At 72.3% G+C, this 16,899-nt stretch carries 13 protein-coding genes; 4 read left to right on the top strand and 9 right to left on the bottom strand.

The genetic code is table 11. The features are described from left to right. Together AB0D57_RS44655 and AB0D57_RS44660 are read left to right on the top strand one after the other, a co-directional pair. Window positions 1–766, top strand: a 766-nt coding sequence (locus AB0D57_RS44655) for a phosphopantetheine-binding protein (RefSeq protein WP_362088000.1), incomplete at its 5' end; no start/stop codon positions are given. A 22-nt stretch (window positions 767–788) separates the two neighbouring features. Continuing rightward, window positions 789–2,225, top strand: coding sequence for an FAD-dependent monooxygenase (locus AB0D57_RS44660; RefSeq protein WP_362088002.1), 1,437 nt, complete (start codon window positions 789–791; stop codon window positions 2,223–2,225). Window positions 2,226–2,547: 322 nt separating this feature from the next. Here AB0D57_RS44660 and AB0D57_RS44665 read toward each other — a convergent pair whose 3' ends face one another. Continuing rightward, complete coding sequence (locus AB0D57_RS44665; protein ID WP_362088004.1) at window positions 2,548–4,176, bottom strand: MFS transporter; 1,629 nt, start codon at window positions 4,174–4,176, stop codon at window positions 2,548–2,550. A gap of 208 nt (window positions 4,177–4,384) precedes the next feature. Between AB0D57_RS44665 and AB0D57_RS44670 the strand changes: the two genes are divergently transcribed. Further along, on the top strand, window positions 4,385–5,596 hold the full coding sequence (locus AB0D57_RS44670) for an FAD-dependent oxidoreductase (protein WP_362088006.1): 1,212 nt from the start codon (window positions 4,385–4,387) through the stop codon (window positions 5,594–5,596). A gap of 83 nt (window positions 5,597–5,679) precedes the next feature. On the opposite strand, the gene AB0D57_RS44675 is transcribed toward AB0D57_RS44670, so the two are convergent. Then, window positions 5,680–7,866: an MMPL family transporter gene (locus AB0D57_RS44675; protein ID WP_362088008.1), complete on the bottom strand. Its 2,187-nt coding sequence runs from the start codon at window positions 7,864–7,866 to the stop codon at window positions 5,680–5,682. Between the two features lie 214 nt (window positions 7,867–8,080). Continuing rightward, window positions 8,081–8,860 carry an alpha/beta fold hydrolase gene (locus AB0D57_RS44680; RefSeq protein ID WP_362088010.1) on the bottom strand — a complete coding sequence of 260 codons (780 nt, stop codon included), beginning with the start codon at window positions 8,858–8,860 and terminating at the stop codon, window positions 8,081–8,083. A 255-nt stretch (window positions 8,861–9,115) separates the two neighbouring features. Between AB0D57_RS44680 and AB0D57_RS44685 the strand changes: the two genes are divergently transcribed. Beyond that, complete coding sequence (locus tag AB0D57_RS44685) at window positions 9,116–9,625, top strand: hypothetical protein (protein ID WP_362088012.1); 510 nt, start codon at window positions 9,116–9,118, stop codon at window positions 9,623–9,625. Between the two features lie 667 nt (window positions 9,626–10,292). Here the strand turns inward: AB0D57_RS44685 and AB0D57_RS44690 are convergent. The 6 genes from AB0D57_RS44690 to AB0D57_RS44715 form a co-directional block, all read right to left on the bottom strand. Next, window positions 10,293–11,114 carry an AfsR/SARP family transcriptional regulator gene (locus AB0D57_RS44690; protein ID WP_362088014.1) on the bottom strand — a complete coding sequence of 274 codons (822 nt, stop codon included), beginning with the start codon at window positions 11,112–11,114 and terminating at the stop codon, window positions 10,293–10,295. A 286-nt stretch (window positions 11,115–11,400) separates the two neighbouring features. Beyond that, window positions 11,401–12,252, bottom strand: a complete 852-nt coding sequence (locus AB0D57_RS44695) for a 4'-phosphopantetheinyl transferase superfamily protein (protein ID WP_362088016.1) — start codon at window positions 12,250–12,252, stop codon at window positions 11,401–11,403. After that, the gene (locus AB0D57_RS44700; protein ID WP_362088018.1) at window positions 12,249–14,027 is read right to left on the bottom strand and encodes a beta-ketoacyl synthase N-terminal-like domain-containing protein; all 1,779 of its coding nucleotides are present in this window, start codon (window positions 14,025–14,027) and stop codon (window positions 12,249–12,251) included. The genes AB0D57_RS44695 and AB0D57_RS44700 overlap by 4 nt, the downstream gene beginning before the upstream one ends. A gap of 22 nt (window positions 14,028–14,049) precedes the next feature. After that, window positions 14,050–14,748: an acyl carrier protein gene (locus AB0D57_RS44705; protein WP_362088020.1), complete on the bottom strand. Its 699-nt coding sequence runs from the start codon at window positions 14,746–14,748 to the stop codon at window positions 14,050–14,052. A 63-nt stretch (window positions 14,749–14,811) separates the two neighbouring features. Beyond that, window positions 14,812–15,660, bottom strand: coding sequence for an AfsR/SARP family transcriptional regulator (locus AB0D57_RS44710; protein WP_362088022.1), 849 nt, complete (start codon window positions 15,658–15,660; stop codon window positions 14,812–14,814). Between the two features lie 259 nt (window positions 15,661–15,919). After that, window positions 15,920–16,899, bottom strand: a 980-nt coding sequence (locus AB0D57_RS44715; RefSeq protein WP_362088024.1) for a carboxyl transferase domain-containing protein, incomplete at its 5' end; no start/stop codon positions are given.

The following is a 16,899-nucleotide window of genomic DNA, read 5'->3' on the forward strand; positions in this document are numbered from 1 at the left end:
CACCATCACCACCCTCCACCAAGCAGGCGTGACGACCTTCGTGGAACTCGGCCCCGACGCCACCCTCACCGCGATGGCCGCCACCACCCTCGCGGGGAGCCCGGCTGTCCTCGTGCCGGTGTTGCAGCCCAACCGCCCCGAGCCGCATGCCCTGTTGGCCGCCGTAGGCGCCGCCCACGTCAACGGACACCCCGTCACCTGGCCCGTCCACGGCCGCACGCTCCCCCTCCCCACCTACGCCTTCCAGCGGCGTCGCTACTGGCTCGACCCGGTGGCCGCGAGCGCTGTGCGGAGCGCCGACGGCGAGTTGTGGGAGGCGGTGGCCGCGGGCGACGAAGCCTCGCTGGCCCGGCTGCTCTCACTGGACGCGGCTCAGCGCGGAGCGCTGGCCGAGCTGCTGCCCGCGCTGGGCGACTGGCACAGCTCCCAGGCGTCCGCGGCAAGGACGCAGGAGGCGGTGCAGGACACCGAGTCGCCCGTGACGTTGCGCGAGCGCCTGGCCGGGATGTCCGGCGACGAGGTGGACGGCTTCCTGCTGGAGACCGTACGCCAGTACACCGCGGACGTACTGGGGCTGGGCGACGCGGAACTGATCGACGTACGCCTGGAATTCCTCGAACTCGGTCTGTCCTCGTTCACCGCGCTGGAACTGAGCAAGCGGCTGGGCGCGGAGGGGCTGGAGCTCGATCCGGTCGCCGTGTACGACCACCCGACCCCGGCCGCGCTCGCCGAGCACCTGCGCAGCGCGCTGCTCACCGCCCGGTGAAGTCAACCCTGAGGAGTCTGCAATGAATTACCCCGTCATCATCGCGGGCGGTGGGCCGGTCGGTCTTCTGCTCGCGTTCGACCTCGGCCGTGCGGGCGTGCCGGCGGTGGTGCTCGAGGAGCGCGTGGAGCACCACGCCAACGAGCACGTCGGCACCTTCCATTCGCGGCTGGTGGACGTCTTCACCGAGCGCGGGCTGTTGGACAAGCTCGGCGAGCAGCCCAAGTGGCCGGCGCTGCACTTCGGCATGGTCTGGCTCGACCTGACCAAGCTGGAGTCGGAGTACAACCTGCTCGTCTCGCAGACCGCGATCGAGCGGATGCTGCAGGCGCAGGCGGCCGAGGCCGGTGCGGACGTGCGCCGTGGGCACACGGTCACCGGGTACAGCCAGGACGACTCCGGGGTCACCGTCCAGGTGCGCTGCGCCGACGGTGACTACGAGCTGCGCGGCGCATACCTGGTGGGCTGCGACGGTCGTGACAGCCTGGTGCGGGAGCTGGCGGGCATCGGCGTCTCGCGCAGGGGCAAGTCCTGGTACGGCATCCTGGGTGACTTCGCTTCCTACGACGGTGAGTTCGAGGCCGGTGTCCGGGCGGGCGGCGTCTTCGGTGCGCTGCCGGAGGGCACCGGACGCTGGCGTCTGCAGACGGTGGAGTTCGACATTCAGGCGCCGCCGGAGTCGGTGCCTCCCACCTCCGAGGAGCTGATGCGCAACATCAAGCGGGTCACCGGCGAGGACAAGAAAGTCGGCGAGCCCCTGTGGATCAGGCGCTACGCGGGGACCACCCAGCTCGCCGAGCGCTACCGCGAGGGCCGGGTGTTCATCGCCGGCGAGGCCGCCCACCACTACGTGCCGACCGCGAGCCACGGTCTCAACACCGGTCTGGGCGATGCGGTCAACCTGGCCTGGAAGCTCGCCGCGGCCGTCAAGGGCTGGGCCCCGGAAGGGCTGCTCGACTCCTACCACGCCGAGCGCCATGTGGCCGGGTTCCGTGCCTGCCAGGCCGCGCAGGCGCAGATGGCGCTGATCCACCCGCTGGAGAAGGTGGAGGCGCTGCGCGAAGTGGTCGCGGACCTGGTCAAGATCGACGAGGTCAACTACCGGCTGGCGACCTGGTCGACGGACATCGAGTACCCCGTGCGCGCCGAGGGCGACCTGCCGATCGTGGGCCACCGTGTCCCGCACGTGCCGCTGAAGACCGACTGCGGGGACTCCGGCACCGGCGAGGCTCTGGCGGGCGGCCGTGGCGTCGTGTTCGACCTGTCGCGGGGTGCGCAGCTGGGCGACCTGTCCGGTTGGCAGGACCGGGTGGACGTGGTGCGCGCGCAGCCGGCCGAGGAGCTGGACGCACCGGCCCTGCTGGTGCGCCCCGACGGCTGGGTCGTGTGGGCCGGGGACGATGCGCAGGGCCTGGCGGCCGCGCTGACGACCTGGTTCGGGGATCCGTCCACGAACTGAGCGGTCACACCGCCCGGTTGCCGTACCCGCGTACGCAGCATGTCAACACTCAAGTGCCGAGGCCGCAGCCCCGCAGGGTTGCGGCCTCGGCGCTGGGTGGCCGCGATGGGTGTCGGTGAGGTGGCGCCCGAGGGTCCGGGCGCGGGAGATACGGGGTGTAGCGCGGCGGGGTCACCGACGCCGACGGCACGCCGGCCGCCCGGGTCTGCGGCGGCGGCCGGGGTGAGCGGTGTCAACGGTCCGGTGGCCGTGGGGTGTTGGTTGTGGACACAGGCGTTCCGCGGACGGGCCGAGCCCGTCCGCGGAGGGGGAACAGCGTCGCTCAGACCAGTGTGCTCTTGCCGGACGGGGGCGCCGGTGTGCCCTGGGCCGCGGTCGGGACCGGGTCGTCGGCGGGGTCCGGGGCGGTATCGGTCGCGTCGTCGGTGTCCGGGGCTGGTGCTTTGGTGCGTGAGGGCAGGAAGACGGCCGAGAGGACCGCGGTGAGCAGCGAGAGCACGGCGCACGCGATCAGGACCAGGCTCATGCCGTGGATGAAGGCGGCGTGGCCGGAGGCCAGCAGGTCGGGGTTCTTCAGCTGGCCGGCCACGGCGTTGGACGCTGTCACCGAGTCGCGGGCCGCGTCGGCGGCCGCGTCGGGCAGCCCGGTCACCGACAGCCTGTCGAGGTAGCCGGCGCTGAGCAGACTGCCCAGCCCTGCCACGCCGAGGACACCGCCGAGCTGCTGCACGGTCTCCAGCAGGCTGGCGCCTTGGCCCGAGTTCTCCGTGGTCAGCGAGGACAGCGCCATGCTGGTGGCGGGAACCATGACCATGCCGAAGCCGAGCCCGGTCACGGAGAGCCACAGCGCGGTGAAGCCGTAGCCGTCGCCGCTGTCGAGCCGGGCACCGAGCAGGGCGCCGGCGGCGAGCACGGCCAGGCCCGTCGGCATGACGATCCGGGCGCCGAACCGGGGCACCAGGTTCTCGCTCAGTGTCGCGGACACCAGCAGGCCGCCCATCAGCGGGAGCACCCGCACACCGGTGCCGAGCGAGTCGTTGCCGAGGACGCCTTCCAGGTACTGCGGCACCACGAACAGGATGCCCATGATGGCGAAGTTGCCGAAGATCGCCATCAGCGTGCCCCACAGGAAACCGCGCTGGGAGAACAGCCCGAGGTCCACCAAGGGGTGGGCGTAGGTCCGCTCGCGCACCACGAACGCGACGGCGAGCACCACACCGGCGATCAGGCTGGCGAGCACTGCCGGGCTGCCCCATCCGTCGCGCGGCACCAGGATGGTGCCGTAGACGATCGCGGTGATGGCCGCGGCACCCAGCACCGTGCCCGGCGCGTCGAACCGGGCGGACCTCGCCCGCGCCTTCGATGTGCCGGCCCGGTCGCCCGGCAGCAGCCAGGCGGCGGCGACCAGGGCGACGACGACGACCGGGATGTTGAAGAGGAAGACCGAGCCCCACCAGAAGTGGTCGAGCAGCCAGCCGCCGACGACCGGGCCGATCGGCATGCCCAGGGCGGCCGCCGCGGTCCAGACGGCGATGGCCTTGGGGATCTCCTCCTTGGCGAAGATCCGGGGCAGCAGCGCCATGGACAGCGGCATGATCATCGCGGCGCCGACACCGAGGAGGGTGCGCACCGCGATCACCGCGCCGGTCGTGCCGACCACCGCGCCGGCCAGCGATGCGACGCCGAAGAGGCCGATGCCGGTGAGGAGCAGCCGCTTTTGGCCGTAGCGGTCGCCGAGGATACCGACCGGCAGCATGCACGCGGACAGGGTGAGCAGGTAGCCGCCGCTGATCCACTGCAGCTGGGCGCTGTCCGCGCCCAGGTCGTCGGCGATCGTCGGCAGCGCGACGTTGATGATGGTTCCGTCGAGGCCGATGATCAGAACGCTGAGGGCCAGTGCACCCAGCGCCCACCAGCGGCGCGGTGAGGTGGACAGGTCGGGTGCTGTCACAGCAGCCTCCAGGACAGACGGCGAACAGGGGCGAGCGGGTTCGACAGGCGTGGAGAATGAGCGAACGGACGGGCCGTCACCTGCTGGTTCCTCTTTCCGGTTTCCGGACGTTCTTCGGGGCGCACCCGTGCAGGCATGACCGGACCAGGGCACCGGTCCTCGCTCCGCCACCGTCCCCGCCCGTCCTCAGGTCCGGCTCGAGCGCGCCTTGAACGGGCGTGGCGATCCGGCCGGGCACGGCCGGATCTGCACACCGCCCGGCCGGGCCGGGACCACACTGCGTACCGACATCCACCGACAGAGCCGGCAGGAGAGCGTGATGAGCAGCGAAACCGTGTTGATCTCCGGGGGCGGCATCGCCGGATGCACCCTGGCCTACTGGCTGGCCCGCCACGGCTTGCGGGTCACCCTGGTGGAGCGGGCGGCGAGTGTGCGTTCCAGCGGCAGCCCGGTGGACGTACGGGGCCCGGCGGCGCGGGTGGCCGAACGGATGGGGGTCATGAAGCACATCCGTGAGGCGAGCACCGGAGTCGAGGGGCTGTCCTTCGTCGACGGCACGGGCCGGCAGGTGGCCCGGGTCCGGCTGCCGCAGGCCGACAGCGGCAAGCAGGTCGAGCTGCCCCGCGGGGATCTCGGCGCGATCCTGTACGAAGCGGGCCGGGAGAGTGCCGAGTTCCTCTTCGACGACTCCATCGCCGGGCTGGAGCAGGACGCGCACGGCGTGGACGTCACCTTCGAGCGGGCCGCGCCCCGCCGGTTCGGCCTGGTGGTGGGTACGGACGGGCTGCACTCGACGGTACGGCGGCTGGTGTTCGGGCCGGAGTCGCGGTTCGTGCGCCACATGGGGCTGTACGCGGCGACCACGCCGGCCGATGGCGCGCTCGAGCACGACCGCCGAAGCGTGCTCATGTACAACACGCCGGGCAAGGCGGTCACCGTCTCCCCCGCACGCACCGGCGCGCTGGCGTTCTTCGTGTTCCGCAGCCCCGAGGTGGCGGACTTCGACCACCGCGACACGGCGCAGCACAAGCGGCTGCTGGCCGGCGCCTACGCGGACGCCGGCTGGCGGGTGCCCGAGCTGCTGGAGCGGGTGCGGGCCACCGACGAGCTGTACTTCGACTCGGTCAGCCAGGTGCGGCTGGGCAGTTGGTCGCGCGGCCGGGTCACGCTGCTGGGGGACGCCGCGTCGTGTGTCTCGCTGTTCGGCGACGGTTCGAGCCTGGCCATGGCCGGGGCCTGCACCCTGGCCGAGCGGGTCGCGGCCCACCCGGGCGAGCATGCCGTGGCCCTGGCCGGCTACGAGGCCGCGCACCGCAAGCTGGTGATGCCGCGGCAGCGGTTCGCCGCCGTGGGTGCCCGCTGGCTGGTCCCGGCGACGCGGTACGGGATCCGGGTCCGCAATCTGAGCGCCCGGTGGTGAGGGGCCGGGTGCGGGGCACGGCGGGTGGCCTTCGGAAACGTGACGCTCCGAAGGCCACGGGGCCGGTGCACCGGCGGGTGCGGTCAGCGCGTCTTCGAGGGGACCTCGATCCGCTCGTCGGCGCCGGGCGCGGGCGCCGGCACGGTGACGGGGGCCGGCTGCGGGCGGCGGCCCCAGCCGCTCCAGGCCTTGTGGCCCAGGATGCTCATCACCGCGGGCAGCAGGATCATCCGTACGACGAAGACGTCCACGAGCACCGCGGCGGCGAGCCCGACGCCGATCATCTTGATGGACGGGTCGCTGATCGGGACGAAGGACAGGAAGACCACGGCCATGATCGCGGCGGCCGCGACGATCACCAGGGCGGTGCTGCCCAGGCCCGCGCGCAGGGAACGCACCGGGTCACGCGACCGGTCGTACTGTTCCTTGATCGCGGAGAGCATGAACACCTCGTAGTCCATGGAGAGTCCGAAGAGCACCGCGAACAGCAGCATCGGCACCATGGAGATGATCGGGACGGTGTCGTCCATGCCGGTCAGCGGCAGTCCCCAGCCCCACTGGAAGACCGCGACGAGCACGCCGATCGAGGAGCCCACCGACAGCAGCGCCAGCAGTGCCGCCTTGAGGGCCATCAGCGGTGCCCGGAACATCCCGATCAGCAGCACCGCCGCCACGCCCAGCACGGCGAGCACCATCCAGGGCAGCCGTTTGCCGACCGCGTCCGACAGGTCGGTGACGAACGCGGTGGTGCCGCCGACGTAGACCTTGACGTCGGTGCCGGCCGCCGCTTCGGGCGCGACGTCGTCACGGATGCGGTGCAGCAGGTCGCTGACCTCGGCATCCTGCGGGCCGTGCCGGGGCACCACGGTCAGCAGGGCGACTTCCTTGTCCTCGCTGACCGCGGCCGGGGTCACCGAGGCGACCTCCTTGTCCTGGGCGAGCGCGGTGCCCAGCCGCTTGAGCGCGGCGTCGTTGCCGCTCTGGGCGCCGTCGCCGAGCTCGGCGACCAGCAGCAGCTGGGCGTTGCTGCCCGGGCCGAACGCCGCGGAGACCGTGTCGTACGCCTTGCGCTGGGTGAAGCTCTCGGGGCTGTTGCCGTCGTCGGGGGTGCCCAGGCGCAGGCTGAACAGCGGGACGATGAGGACCGCGAGCACCACCAGCGAGACGCCCGCGAACAGGTAACGGCGCTGGACGACCCGGTCCACCCAGCGGGCCCAGAAGCCGTCCTCGGCCGGGGCCGCCGGCCGGCGCCGGCCGACGCGCAGCGCGTTGACGCGGTGTCCGAGCAGGCCCAGCACGGCAGGCAGCAGGGTCAGTGCCGAGCACAGGGTCATGGCCACGGTCAGCGCCGCCGCCACGCCCATGCCGCCGATGAAGGGGATGCCGGTGAGCAGCAGGCCGAGAATGGCGGCAACGACCGTCGCCCCGGCGAACAGCACGGCGTGTCCGGCGGTGGCCATGGCCTCGCCCACCGCCTCCACCTTGGGCAGGCCCTGTGCCAGGGCCTGCCGGAACCGGGTGACCACGAACAGCGCGTAGTCGACGCCGGCGCCCAGCCCGAGCATGACCGCGACGATCGGCGCGATGGCGGGGATGTCCATGCCGGCACCGGCGATCAGCACCAGGGCGGTGCCGCCCGCCAGACCGGCCAGCGCGACCAGCACCGGCAGCCCGGCCGCGACCACCGACCCGAACGCGAGCAACAGGATGATCAGCGCCGCGGCCACACCGATGAGTTCGGAGCTGCCGGTCTCCGGCGTGGACGCAAGATCCGGTACCTGCCCGCGGAACTCGACCGCGACGCCGGCCTCCCGTGCCTGCTCGGCCGCCTTGTCGAGTCGCTTGTAGGCGTCCGCGGTCAGCTCGCCGATCGACTTGCCGTACTGCACCGCGCTCAGCGCCGTCCTGCCGTCCTCACTGCGCGTGCCCTGGGCGGCCAGCGGGTCGTCCGCGGAGCGCACATCGGCCTGGGTGCGGAACTCGGTGACGACCGCCTTCACGGCGGCCGCCTTGTCGGGGTCGGCCAGGGTGCCGCTCTCGGCCCGCCAGGTGACGTCCGCGCTCACCGCACCCACGGCAGGGAAGTGCTTCGTTGCCAGGTCGACCGCCCGCTGGGAGTCCGACCCCGGAATCCGGAACTCGTTGACGAACCCTCCGCCGGCGGCCTGTCCCACGCCCAGGAGCGCCACGATGGCCAGCACCCACGCCCCGATGGTGAGCAGGGGGTGGCGGGCGGTGCTCCGCCCTAACTTCCTGAGGATTGTTTCCATGACCTCAACTTCCTTGAAGGCGCACAACGCCATGCCACGGGATGCGCGGAATCGGTGGGGGGCCGTGGAATCCGAGATCGCGCAGAGCGACACCCGGGTGCCGACAGCGTGCCTTTCCGCAACGCTAGGGACGCGCCCGAAGCCCCCGACACCCCTACCGACCCCTATCTCCCGCGCCCGCTGCCGCCCACGCCCGGCGGGACGGTCGCGGCGCTCAGGGAGTCAGCGTGCCGGCGAAGCTCGTGAGGTCCTCGAGGATCGCCCGCACCACGTGGTCGCGCTGCGGCGTCAGATAGAAGTGGCCGCCGGGGAAGCTGCGGAACGCGAACGGGCCGCTGGAGAACGCCGCCCAGTCCCTGGCCTGGGGGACACTCACCCGTGGATCGGCTTCGCCGGTGAGCACGCTCAGCGGGCAGTCGAGGGCCGCTCCCGCACGGTCGGGCCGGTAGCGGTAGTTCTCGACGGCCCGGTAGTCGGCACGGATCGCCGGCACCACCATGCGCAGCACCTCCTCGTCGTCCAGCACGCCCGGATCCGTGCCGCTCAGCTTGCGGATCTCGTCGAGGAGTCCGTCGTCGCCGAGCAGGTGCACCCGCTCCGTGCGCTGTACGTCGGGTGGCCTGCGGCCGGAGACGATCAGGCCCAGCGGCGGGGCGCCGGCCCGCTGGAACATCCGCGCCACCTCGAACGCGATGACCGCGCCCATGCTGTGCCCGAACAGGACCAGCGGCCGGTCGGCCCAGGGCAGCAGCGCCTGGTGGGTCTCCTCGGCGAGTTCCCCGACGGTGGTCCTCAGCCGCTCGTGGCGGCGGTCCTGACGGCCCGGGTACTGGATGGCCAGCACGTCGGCGCGGGAAGCGAGCGCCGCGGAGAAGGGGAAGAAGAACGAGGCCGCGCCGCCGGCATGCGGCAGGCAGACAAGCCGGAGGGGCTGCCCGGGCGCCGGATGGAACCGGCGCACCCACTCCTCGCCGCCATCCGCCCGGACGCTCATGTGCCCATCCCGTACGTCAAACGCATGCGCACAGCATGGGAAATGCCGCTAAACCCGCGCTAGGAAAGCGGCCGGAAATCCATGTCCGCATCCGCCCCGCCCCGTACCCGGACACCTCCCTCCCGGTTCTTCCCGGCAGGACGGGCCCGCCGCATGCGGCCGCGTCGTGTTCCGGGGTCAAGAACGGCTTTAGCAGCCGGTCCGAGCATGGGGCGCACGCTGTTTCCCGAAGAGACAAGGAAGACCATGCGCCGAATGGGACAGGGACGACGGGCATTGGTGGCTGCCGCCGTGACCGCGAGTGTGGCGGGCGTGCTCGTGGGAGTGCCTGCCAGCGCGTCCGCCACGGGTACGGCCGGCTCCGGCTGCGTCGTGTACAGGAACCTCACCGAGCACGTGCTGAGCGCGACCTACGATGACGCGCCGCCGGCGGGCTACAGCGTCGGCGACGGCGGGTCGTGGCACAACGAGCTGACCGACCGCAGCGGCAAGGTCGTGGCCGACGCCGTCGGCAACAGCCGTGTGCTGTTCCAGACCGGCGACGAGCTGTGGACGGAGCAGGACAACACGGACACGCTGGCGAATGGTGCGGTGGTGCGCTCGGTGGGCGTCACCAGCGTCAACGACCTCACGGCCGGTGTGAAGCAGACGATCGAGGCCTGGGGCCTGTCCGGCCGGTACGAGGGCTGGAGGGGCGAGCGCAGCTTCAAGCTGACCGGCGAGGACGTGTACGAGTCGTCGCTGTGGCTGTGCCCGCGCACGTGACCCGGCCTGCGCCGGCCCGCGGTATCTGACCGACGAGCAGGAGGCGGCCTGCGGCAGCGTGCCGCGGTCCGCCTCCTCGTCCGTGCCCGGCGCGGACGGTGGCGGACAGCCACGGGACCAGGCAGCCGCGGGACCGGGCAGCCGTGGGACCAGGCAGCCGGTTCCCGGCCGCACCGGACCGGCCCGCCCTGGCCTTCGGGCCGGGCGCTCGAGATCCGCTCGAGATCCGCTCAAGGAGCGGTCCGGTGTCGCTGGACGTCCGCTCGCATCAAACTTCCCCCGAAAGGCCCCGGGCGGGGGGGCGGCAGGGGTCGCAACCGCTGGGCGGGCAAACCGTTTCGGCGAACTGACGGTGCGTAACGTGCTCGGCGCGACCCGGGACACCGGGTGTGGCGTCAGCAGTCGGGGCCCCGCTCCGCCGGCGAGACGGTTCGGGGCCTGCCCGTCGCCGCCCAGGACGCGAGGCCCTTCCTCCACCGGCCGGCTCCCTTGAGTTCCTCCCCGGTGGCCCCGGCCACGCCGAGACCACCGGATTCCGGCGCGGCGCGCTCCCGCCCCATCGAGATCGAAAGCGAAAACGGTGGCATCTGGGGCCGGTACGCTCGGCCCGCCCGGCCGGGGTCCGCGCTCGTCGTGTCTCCCGGCGCCGGCAGCCGCACGCCGATCCTCAGGCGGCGAAGAAGTCGTACGTCGACGTCTGCCGCGGGCCGCAGAGCACGTCGAGCATCGGGTCGACGGCGAGCATGGCCTGGTGCAGCCGCTGCAGCTGCGGCGACGGCTCCACGCCCAGCTCCTCGATGAGCCGCCCCCGCAGCCTGCGGTAGACGTCCAGGGCCGAGCCCTGCCGGCCCGAGCGGTACAGCGCCACCATGATCTGCGAGTGCAGGCCCTCGTGCTGCGGGTGACGTGCGGTCAGCTCCATGAGTTCGGCGAGGAGTTCGGCATGGCGGCCGAGCCTCAGATCGGCGTCGATCCGGCGCTCGACGGTGACCAGGCGGCTCTCCTCCAGACGCATCGCCTCGATCTCGAGCACGGGACCGAGCCGTACGTCGACGAGCGTCGTCCCCCGCCACAGGCCGAGGGCGGCCCGGAAGCGGCCGGCCGAAACCTCGTTGTCGCCCGCCTCGAAGGCGGCCTGTCCCTCCCGCGTCAGCGTCTCGTACTGATGCACGTCGACGGCGGCGTCGGGAATCTGCAGCAGATACCCGCCGTGCCGGGTCACCAGCACGTCCTTGGCGCCGTGGGGGGCGCTGGGCCCCATCGCGGTGCCCAGCCGCCTGCGCAGCTGAAGGATGTACGTCTGCAGCGTGGTGAGCGCGCTCTGCGGCGGATTCGAGGCCCAGATCTCCTCCATCAGAGTCGAGACCGGCAGCACCCGGCCCGGATACAGCGCGAGCAACGCCAGGATCTGCCGCGGCTTGCCAGCCGTCGGAACGATCGACCTCTCATTGACCTCGGCATTCAATGGACCCAGAATCTGAATCCTCACGTGGCCCTCCCCGTTGCTCGTCCGCTCCTTGCCAGTCCTGCCGGTGGCCCGGTGGCCAAAAACCTGTGCCGAAAAGCAAGCTAGCCGGATCCATGACCCCTGAGCGCCTTTCTCGAGCGGCTCTGTAGCGGGCTTCCAATTTCGTTGATTTACGGAATTTTTCGATCTTTCACCATCTGTTCGAGTCCGCGCGGGGCGGGCGCACGAATCCCCTGGTCCGGCCGATTTCGGATTTCGCGGAATCCTTTTCCCCTGCGGCCAAACCCGGGGCACGCGGGACAAGGGTTCAGCGAACGAGCACCCTGTCCTGCCGGTCGGTCTCCTCCCCCACCGGTTCGGGAAGCGCCATGGCGAGCGGAGCCGACCGCGTCCAGGGGAACCCGTGGTGCAGTTCGAGTGTGGCGGGGCCGCCCTCGTCGGCCCGGACCGCGATGGCGACCAGCACATCGGGCACCGGTTCCAGTTCCAGGAAACTCCACCGCCCGGCCGGATCGTCCGCGGGCGGGCTGAAGGCGGTGACGCCGCGGTCCTCGTCCAGCGTGAAGGAGAAGGAGTCGAAGGACAGGCCGAGTCCGAGGCCGCGCGCCTTGGAGTAGGCCTCCTTGAGGGTCCACAGGCGCAGTACACGGCGCTCGCGGTGCCCTCCCCAGCCGGCTGCTGCCACCCAGGTCTGCTCCTGTGGCGTGAACGTGCGCGCGATGGTCTCGAGTGAGCGCGGCTCGCGGTCGGCCCGTTCGATGTCGACTCCGATGCGGTGGCGGCGGACCACTCCCAGCAGGTTGTAGCCGCCGGCGTGCGACAGGTTGAAGTCGAGCTGGTGTCCGCCACGGGGCAGGCCGCCCTCCGGGAACTGCAGGAAGGGGCGTCCCCGCGGCGAGCGCCAGATCACCAGTTCGGGCTCGACCAGGCCCGCTTCCATCGCCAGGGCCCGTCGCATCAGCGTGTGCGCCACCACGTACTGTCGGCGGTCGCGGTCGAACACGAACCGGCCGGCTGTCTCCTTCTCCTGTCCGTCGAGCCAGTGCGCGGCGAGCACCCCGGCGAGGGCCGGCGGCAGGTCGTCGTTGGCGCACAGCCACACCTTGACCGGTTCGGCCGCCCCCGTGGCGCTCGTGACGTAGGGCCTTCCCCTGATCATCGGGTGTGCTCCCCGCGGTCGAACCACAGCGGCCGGCGGATCAGCGCGGTCGTGGGCAGGGGCACCACCGGCGTGCGCGGACGCGCGACCGCGTTCACGTCGACGCCGCTGAGCCACAGTCGCGTCAGCTGTTCGTGGCGGCGCGCGCGCCACAGCGCCGTCAGGTAGTCGCGGGTCTCGGGCAGTTCGGCGTCCAGCGGCGGGACCGCCGTACGGGCGCGCAGGTCGGCGCTGCTGACGGCGGTGTGCCGGGCTTCGGGGTCCCGTCCGAACGCGCGCAGCGCGGCCGCCAGCTGGGCGGTGTCCCGCACCGTCACCGCGAGCCGGCAGTCCATGGCGGCGCGGCCTGTTCTCAGTTCCCGGGCCAGGTCGGCCGGCGCCGGGATCGCGCCGTCGGCGTCGTGCAGCGCGGCCGCCCAGACGGCGAACCTGCGCGCCGTGGCGACCAGGTGCTGCCGTGTGGGCGCCGACAGGAGCACCAGTTCCTCCTGGCCGCCGGGGGGCGAGGGGCGGGCCGGCGCCGCGGTGGCAGGCCGGTGGGGGTGCGGGTACTCCTCGACGACGAGCTGGGCGCAGACCCCGCCCGCGCCGCGTACGGTGACCGAGGCCGTGCGCCGCAGGGGCGTGCCGTCGGCGGTCCGCGGCGTCCAGGGCCTGGCCCGTGCGCCCGGCCCGTCGGGGGCGAGGGTGGCGTGGCGGAGCTGGAGCACGGTGCGGGTCAGCGCGGCGACCGCGGTGGCCGCGCCCGCGTCTCCGACACCGCGGGACACGGAGTGCGCGCTCTCCCGGAGCGTGATGTCCGCCGCGCCGATGCCGGCCGTGGTCCGCGCCGCGCGGGCGAGCCGCTCCTCGGTGGCCTGCGGGTCGTTGCTGCCCTGGTGGACGACGGCGCTGGAGCGGATGACCGCGTGCACCGTGTCGCCGTCGGCGCGGGCCCGGGCGAGCGGTTTGAGCAGGATCGCGCCGACCGCCTCGCCACCGCCGGGTGTGTGCCGGGAGGGGTGCAGCCGCAGGTCCACCGCGCCGACGAGGGCCGCCGCGCACTCCCCCGTGCGCAAGGCGCCGAGCGCCTGGTGCACCGCCGTGAGGAAGGACGACTGCGCGGTGTCCACGCTGTGGCTCGGGCCGCGCAGGTCCAGGAGGACGGACAGCCGGTTGGGCACACGCCAGTGGCCGCCGTCCACGAGCGGCGCCGGGCACCCGTCGGCCTGCACCTGGGCCTGGGCCTGGGCCTGGGCGGCCAGCAGTGCGTAGTCCGCGGAGCAGATCGCCGCGTAGACGCCGACGCTGCGCCGTTCGCCGTCGGCGGCGGCCAGCGCGTCGAGCCTGACGCCCGTGTAGCCGGCGCTCTCCAGCGTCTCCCACGCGACCTCCAGGAACAACCGTTCCTGAGGGTCCATCAGGGCCGCTTCCGTGCCGGGCAGTCCGAAGAACTCCGGGTCGAACTCGTCGGCGCGCTCGATGAAGCGGCCCCGTGCGCCGCCGCCCGCCCCGGCCCGCCGCGCCGGCGGGGCCGATACGGTCTCCCGCGCTTTCAGTACCTCCAGCCAGAAGGCGCCCAGGTCGGGGGCGTGCGGGTAGCGTCCGGCGATGCCGATGACCGCGCAGCCCTCCGCTACGGCCGGGAGGTGGCCGCCGGCGGCGGGCGGCGCCGTGGGGTGCGGCACGGGCGGCCGGCCCGGCCCGGCCGGGCTGCCGCCTCGCAGCAGGGTGATCGCGTGGCGCCGGTCGAGGGTGCCGGCCTTGTAGCGGGTGAGGATCTCCCGGTGGTCCATGCGGCTGTGCGTCCGTCCTGTGTCAGGCGCGGTCCGCCAGCAGCGCCACGGCCTCGTCGACGCTCAGCACGTCGTCGCGCACGGCGTCCAGCAGGTCCTCCAGGTCCACCGCGGCCGCGGCCGGGGCCACGGGCGGTGTGCCGGACGGGGCGGACACCGTGGGCGCGGAGGGGCTGTGGGAGGCGATGTGGGCGGCCAGCGCGGTGAGGCTCGGGTGGTCGTGGAGCACGGTGGCCGGTTCGGCCAGGTGGTAGGTCTGGTTGAGGCCGGCGACGAACTCGGCGGCGAGGACGGAGTCGAGGCCCAGCTCGGCGAACGCCGCCTCGCAGTCGAGGTCCCCGGGCGCATGGTGCAGCAGCCCGGCGAGCTGGCACCGCAGTTCCTCGGTGACCGGCGTGGGGCCGCCGGCGGGCTTCGCGGCACCGCGAGGCGGCCGGGCGCTGCCGTGCGCCCCCGCGAGGTGGCGGGCGAGCGCGCCGGGTGTCAGGTGCTCGGACAGGACGGCGGGGCTGAGCCGGGTGCCGTACCGGTCGTTGAGTCCGGCGACGAAAGCGACCGTCAGCATGGAGTCGAATCCCAGCGCCTGGAAGGGCGCCTGCGGGTCGATCAGGTCGGGCTGGACCTTCAGCAGCTCGGCGAGCACCGATGTGGACCAGGTGAGTGCCTCGGCCTCGGTGACCGCGGGAATCTCCTGCTCAAACGGGTGCGGGTTGCTGGTCATCTGGGCGTCTCCCAAGTCCGTCGCCTGCGCGCACAGCGCGGGCCGTGCTCGTGCGCCATGGGGTCAGCGGGCCGTCGCGAGGTCCTCGCCGTCCGGGGCGAAGGCCGGTTGTGCGGGCGGGTTGTGAGCGCTGTCGGCGGACGCCGACAGCAGGAACTTCTGCAGCCGGCTCAGCCGGGCGGACGGCTCCAGCCCCAGCTCTTGTACGAGCGTCGTGCGGAGCCTGCGGTAGACGTCCATCGCCTCACCGCGCCGCCCCGAGCGATAGAGCGCGATCATGAACTGGGCGTGCAGATTCTCATGCGTGCGGTAGCGGCCGGCGAGCACGGTCAGTTCGGCCAGCAGCTTGCGGTGGTGTCCGAGGCGCAGATCGGCCTCGATGCGCTGGTCGAGAGCGCACAGGCGGCTCTCCTCCAGCCGCTTGGCCTCCATCCCCAGCTGGGCCCCCTGCTGCACGCCGGCGAAGGCGGCACCGGTCCACAGGTCCAGGGCCTCGCGCAGCGCCCGGGCGGCCGCGGGGAAGTCCCCGGCGTCCATGGACCGATAGCCCAGACCGGCGAGACGTTCGAACTCCCGGACGTCGCTGGTGCCGTCGCCGCTGACGAGCATGTAGCCGCCGGGCGCGGTCACCAGGACGTCCTTCGCGCTGCGCGCCCGCCCGCCGCCGGGCGCATCCTTGGCGAGGGCGGCGTCGATGAGGTCACGCAGCTGGAGCACGTACGTCTGCAGGGTGGTGCGCGCGCTGCGCGGCGGCTTGCCGGCCCACAGCTCCTCGACGAGCACGGACAGGGGCACCACCTGGTCCGCGTGCAGCGCCAGCAGGGCGAGGACCTGGCGGGGCTTGGGTGCGGTCGGTGCGACCGACACCCCGTTCTCCCGCGCGTCCAGCGCCCCCAGAACGTCGATGTCCACGCCGCCTCCCCTGCTCCCACTGCGTCAGACCTCGATTAAAAAACAGCACGGACGGTTTGTCAACAGAGAGCCTGGAGTACTCCTCCAGTCGCCCTCGACCCGGAGAAGCGCCGCGAGCAGCGTGAATGTTCGGCCCAAAGTCATCGAACACGGACATATGGGCACCAGAAAAAGAGACCGTGCGTATTCTTTTTGTGCATGCCGAACCCCCGAGTGCGCACCGGTGCGGTCCGGGAGGCCCTCGGGGGCTGGGGCAGAGCTACTGCGGGGGGTTGCCGTGCTTGCGGGAGGGCAGGTCGGCGTGCTTGGTGTGCAGCATCGCCAGTGAGCGGATGAGCACCTCGCGGGTCTCGGCGGGGTCGATGACGTCGTCGACCAGTCCGCGCTCGGCCGCGTAATACGGGTGCATCAGCTCGGACTTGTACTCCTTGACCATCCGGGTCCGCATCGCGTCGGGGTCGGCGGCCTCGGCGATCTGCCGGCGGAAGATGACGTTGGCCGCGCCCTCGGCGCCCATCACGGCGATCTCGTTCGTGGGCCAGGCGTAGGTGAGGTCGGCGCCGATGGACTGGCTGTCCATGACGATGTAGGCACCTCCGTACGCCTTCCTGAGGATGAGCGAGATCCGCGGCACCGTCGCGTTGCAGTACGCGTACAGCAGTTTCGCGCCGTGCCGGATGATCCCGCCGTGCTCCTGGTCCACGCCGGGCAAAAACCCCGGGACATCCAGCAGGGTCACGATCGGAATGTTGAACGCGTCGCACATCTGCACGAAGCGGGCGGCCTTCTCGGACGCCTCGATGTCCAGGACGCCCGCGAGGGTCTGCGGCTGGTTGGCGACGATGCCCACGACCCGCCCGTCGAGGCGGGCCAGCGCGCAGATGATGTTGCGGGCCCAGCGCTCGTGGACCTCCAGATACTCGCCGTCGTCGGCGATCTCCTCTATGACCCGGGCCATGTCGTAGGGCCGGCTGCCGTCGACGGGCACCAGATCGAGCAGCGCCTCGCCGCACCGGTCGGCGGGGTCCGCCGACACCACGCGCGGGGGGGTCGCGCGGTTGTTCTGCGGGAGGAGCGAGAGCAGGTAGCGGACCTCCGCCAGGCAGGTCTCCTCGTCGTCGTACGCGAAGTGGCAGACCCCGCTGGTCTCGGCGTGCACGTCCGCGCCGCCCAGGCCGTTCTGGGTGATCTCCTCGCCGGTGACCGCCTTGACGACGTCGGGGCCGGTGATGAACATCT

Origin of the sequence: Streptomyces sp. NPDC048275 (assembly GCF_040652275.1) — a bacterium.
In the GTDB taxonomy this organism is placed as follows: Bacteria; Actinomycetota; Actinomycetes; order Streptomycetales; family Streptomycetaceae; genus Streptomyces.

Excerpts from the sequence above, each read along its gene's own strand:
- AB0D57_RS44685 (WP_362088012.1), top strand. The coding sequence starts at position 9,116 with ATGGGACAGGGACGACGGGCATTGGTGGCTGCCGCCGTGACCGCGAGT.
- AB0D57_RS44660 (WP_362088002.1), top strand. The coding sequence starts at position 789 with ATGAATTACCCCGTCATCATCGCGGGCGGTGGGCCGGTCGGTCTTCTG.
- AB0D57_RS44700 (WP_362088018.1), bottom strand. The coding sequence starts at position 14,027 with ATGGACCACCGGGAGATCCTCACCCGCTACAAGGCCGGCACCCTCGAC.
- AB0D57_RS44695 (WP_362088016.1), bottom strand. The coding sequence starts at position 12,252 with ATGATCAGGGGAAGGCCCTACGTCACGAGCGCCACGGGGGCGGCCGAA.
- AB0D57_RS44680 (WP_362088010.1), bottom strand. The coding sequence starts at position 8,860 with ATGAGCGTCCGGGCGGATGGCGGCGAGGAGTGGGTGCGCCGGTTCCAT.
- AB0D57_RS44705 (WP_362088020.1), bottom strand. The coding sequence starts at position 14,748 with ATGACCAGCAACCCGCACCCGTTTGAGCAGGAGATTCCCGCGGTCACC.
- AB0D57_RS44675 (WP_362088008.1), bottom strand. The coding sequence starts at position 7,866 with ATGGAAACAATCCTCAGGAAGTTAGGGCGGAGCACCGCCCGCCACCCC.